Origin of the sequence: Paracoccus shanxieyensis (assembly GCF_009711265.1) — a bacterium.
Lineage (GTDB): Bacteria > Pseudomonadota > Alphaproteobacteria > Rhodobacterales > Rhodobacteraceae > Paracoccus > Paracoccus shanxieyensis.
In genome coordinates this window covers 1-3,076 of record NZ_WMII01000059.1, presented here as the reverse complement: position 1 = coordinate 3,076, position 3,076 = coordinate 1, and the positions used below count along the sequence as shown (strand labels likewise).

Sequence of the window (3,076 nt, the reverse complement as noted above, 5' to 3'; positions counted from 1 at the left end):
GAGCCTTGAAACGCTCGCCCGTGTGACCGACAATCCAACCGTCAGGCTGCCCGCCGTGGCCACCTGAACAAGCCCTGACCTCTCCGAGGGTCGGCGCTCCTACACCACGCCGCGGGGCACTATCGGCGCACTCCGGCAACTGGCGAGCACCCCGCTGCAAGCCTCAGATGAGGCATGCCAGCAGACCATAGGCTGCATGCGTGAATACGCACCGTCTGCGGCAGTGCACGCCAAAGCCCCGCCAGCAGTAAAGAAGCAGGAAACGGCTTGAACGGCCGCGCGACCAAAAATTGACGATTCCGGTCGCGCACCAAAGCTGACATGGTCATCGGGATCTAACAGGAGCGACCCCTATGACCACGATCAACGATATCGCCGCCAAAGTCGCGGAAGAGAATGGCCTGACCAAGGCTCAGGCCAAATCCGCTGTCGAGGCGGTCTTCAAAGCCGTGACCGACGCCGCCATTGCCGGTGAAGAAACCTCTATCCCGGGCTTCGGCAAGTTCAAGGTCAAGGAAACCGCCGAACGCGAAGGCCGCAACCCGGCCACCGGCGCAACCGTGACCATTGCTGCCTCAAAGAAGCTGGCCTTTACGCCTGCCAAGGCCGTGAAAGACGCGCTGAAGGCGTGAGGCCACAGGCAGACCAGGCGCCTCTGCTGCATGGACAGGTTTCCCCTTGCAGCAGAGAGCTATATCGCTCTCAGCCCTTCTCCTTGAGCCACTTCCGAATCCGGACTCGCGCATTGGCGTAGGGAGAAGACGTATTGAACTGGATCATCCGGCCCTTCGTCCATTTCCCATACCAGGGCCCGCCGTAGAGTTCGGCGTCGGACCGTGCGGAAATCGTGTTTACCAGCCGGGTCTTGGCCTCGGTCAGGCGTGCCAACAGACTGACCCAATCCAAAGCCTCATGATCCCGGTAGAACTTCTGGGCCAGCAGACCGAGTTCATTCCATTTAAACCCGGCCTCGGGAAAATCGACCGGCTCGCCCCGGTCGTCACGATCCAGCCACTTGAGCACCAAATCGTTCCACCCGATCAGATAAGCTACCAAATCGGCTGGGCTCATCATTGTCCCCGCCGCGTGCCCCGCGAGTGATGCCTCCCTTGCACGGTCAGTTGAACCCCTCGCGAGATCGATGGTGAGGCGATCAAATGTCGTCGCAATCGCCTCCAGTAGCTCGGCTTTTGTACTTGGAACCACCATCCGGCTCTTCTCCGTCATTCAGCTACAATTCTTAACGGTGTATCTGACTGGCGTTTCAAGTGAAGGATGGCAAGCCAGACCCGTGTCCGGTGAGTATTTGGCGACCTGGCGCTCAGAGATCACCGCGAGCACGCAGACTGATCTCACGCCCTGCCCCGACGATGATGTGGTCATGCAGGGTAAGACCCAGCGTTTTGCAGCCCTTCTGGATCTCCTTCGTCATCTTCAGGTCGGCATCAGACGGTTCGGGATCACCACTGGGGTGATTGTGGACCAGGATCAGCGCCGATGCGTTCATCAGAAGCGCACATTTCAGCACCTCGCGCGGATAGACCGGCACATGATCGACGGTGCCGACCGAGACCCGAACATCGGAAATCAGCCGGTTCTTTCGGTCAAGGTAGAGAACATGAAAGCACTCGACCTCACCCCGTACCGCGATGGCACAATAGTCCAGCACAGCCTGCCAGGAGGTCAGCAGCGGGTTTTGGTTGAAATAGCGCGCAAGAATCTCACGCGCCTCAAGGATGACGGTTTGCTCCTGCTCAGTCATCGGCCCGCCCTCCGGCCCCGCCGGCAAGTGTTGCGCCCCCGTTGTCGTCATCATCTGACACGACGAATTGGAATTCTTGGGTGATGAAGTCGTTGAGCCGGATCGCCAGCTCCATATTCGTGGCAACCGGAAGGCCGAGCGCCATGAAGGCGGCATAGACAGCGGTATCCACTTTCTCGTCAAAGGTTTGCATCAGGGGTCTCCCGGAATGGGTAGCCCACTGCCCGCATCTATGACGCCGCGAGCGCTTGGGCCGGGAATGGGAAGGGACGCGGCAACCGAGGACAAGCAGCCAGGCTGCCGCGTGATGATGGGACGAATGGGTGCGCGACTGGTGTCAGCCCGCGCGCTCCAGCAGCTTCTTGGCCTTGCCCTCCAGCTCAAGCCGGGTGTCCTGTTGGGTCTTGTCCCGCGCGAGACGCGTGATCCCCTGAACAAAGTCGAAGATGCTCTCGGCCGGGTGCCCCTCCTCGACCAGGACCTTGTCGATGATCTTGCCCGCCTCGAGCTTCGAGAAGCCGCGCTTGCGCAGGAAGGTTTCCCGGTCCTCGTCGGTCCGGGCCACAATCTGCTGACGGGCCGCCTTGATCCCGTTGATGAACCCCGAGGGCGAGGAATTGGCAAAGCGGGTCAGCGCCGGTGCAGCCTCATGCGCGAAGCGGGAGGCGGCGTATTTCGAGTGGCGGATGGTGATCTCCTGGAATTCTTCCTGACCCCAAATGTTCCGGTTCTGGCACACAGCACGCAGGTAGAAGCTGGCAATCCCAAGGGTCTTGGCCCCGACCTCCGAGTTCCAACAGTAGAAGCCGCGGAAGTAGAGATCCGGCGATCCATCGGGCAGCTTGCCCGCCTCGATCGGGTTGTGATCGTCCACGAGGAAGATGAACACATCGCGATCCGAGGCATAGAGCGTGGTCGTGTCGCGGGTGATGTCCACGTCCGGGTTATAGACCCCGGTCGACCAGTCCAGAGTACCCGGCACCTTCCAGCGGGTATCCCCAGTGCCATTGCCCGCGATGCGTTGCACAGCCTCGACCAGCTCATGGTCATAGATCCGGCCATAATCCGGGCCGGTCACCGCGCGCAGCTCTGTCCTGCCGTCTTCGGTCTCGAAGGTCTTGATCTGCTCGGCGCGGTGACCCGAGAGGCCATACTGCAGATTGATCCCGGCCAGAGGTGCCGGCAGTTTGGACCTGTCGCGTATTTGTGCCGCTCCGAGTGCTCGTTTAGGCCACGTGGCGTTCAAAGGCCAAGGGGCTTTTGCCTCCCAATGCTGAGTGCCGACGGCGCGGGTTATAGAAGCCGTTGATGTAT

4 protein-coding genes and 1 pseudogene are annotated in these 3,076 nt (G+C 60.7%); 1 reads left to right on the top strand and 4 read right to left on the bottom strand.

The annotated features are described in order from the left end of the window. Window positions 1-353: 353 nt before the first annotated feature. Window positions 354-632, top strand: a complete 279-nt coding sequence (locus GL284_RS21140) for an HU family DNA-binding protein (RefSeq protein WP_020952657.1) — start codon at window positions 354-356, stop codon at window positions 630-632. Between the two features lie 70 nt (window positions 633-702). Here the strand turns inward: GL284_RS21140 and GL284_RS21135 are convergent, their stop codons facing one another. The 4 genes and pseudogenes from GL284_RS21135 to GL284_RS21120 all read right to left on the bottom strand — a co-directional run. Beyond that, window positions 703-1,227, bottom strand: coding sequence for a ClbS/DfsB family four-helix bundle protein (locus GL284_RS21135; RefSeq protein WP_279639320.1), 525 nt, complete (start codon window positions 1,225-1,227; stop codon window positions 703-705). Window positions 1,228-1,321: 94 nt separating this feature from the next. Then, on the bottom strand, window positions 1,322-1,762 hold the full coding sequence (locus GL284_RS21130; RefSeq protein ID WP_041528428.1) for a JAB domain-containing protein: 441 nt from the start codon (window positions 1,760-1,762) through the stop codon (window positions 1,322-1,324). Continuing rightward, the gene (locus tag GL284_RS21125; RefSeq protein ID WP_155046374.1) at window positions 1,755-1,955 is read right to left on the bottom strand and encodes a hypothetical protein; all 201 of its coding nucleotides are present in this window, start codon (window positions 1,953-1,955) and stop codon (window positions 1,755-1,757) included. Before GL284_RS21125 ends, GL284_RS21130 begins: the two co-directional genes overlap by 8 nt. 144 nt (window positions 1,956-2,099) lie before the next feature. Continuing rightward, a pseudogene (locus GL284_RS21120) lies at window positions 2,100-2,951 on the bottom strand (DUF932 domain-containing protein); the annotation flags it as partial. Window positions 2,952-3,076 lie beyond the last annotated feature (125 nt).

Bases quoted from the DNA above. Each gene is read 5' to 3' on its own strand.
- GL284_RS21140 (WP_020952657.1), top strand. From the start codon at position 354: ATGACCACGATCAACGATATCGCCGCCAAAGTCGCGGAAGAGAATGGC.
- GL284_RS21135 (WP_279639320.1), bottom strand. From the start codon at position 1,227: ATGACGGAGAAGAGCCGGATGGTGGTTCCAAGTACAAAAGCCGAGCTA.
- GL284_RS21125 (WP_155046374.1), bottom strand. From the start codon at position 1,955: ATGCAAACCTTTGACGAGAAAGTGGATACCGCTGTCTATGCCGCCTTC.
- GL284_RS21130 (WP_041528428.1), bottom strand. From the start codon at position 1,762: ATGACTGAGCAGGAGCAAACCGTCATCCTTGAGGCGCGTGAGATTCTT.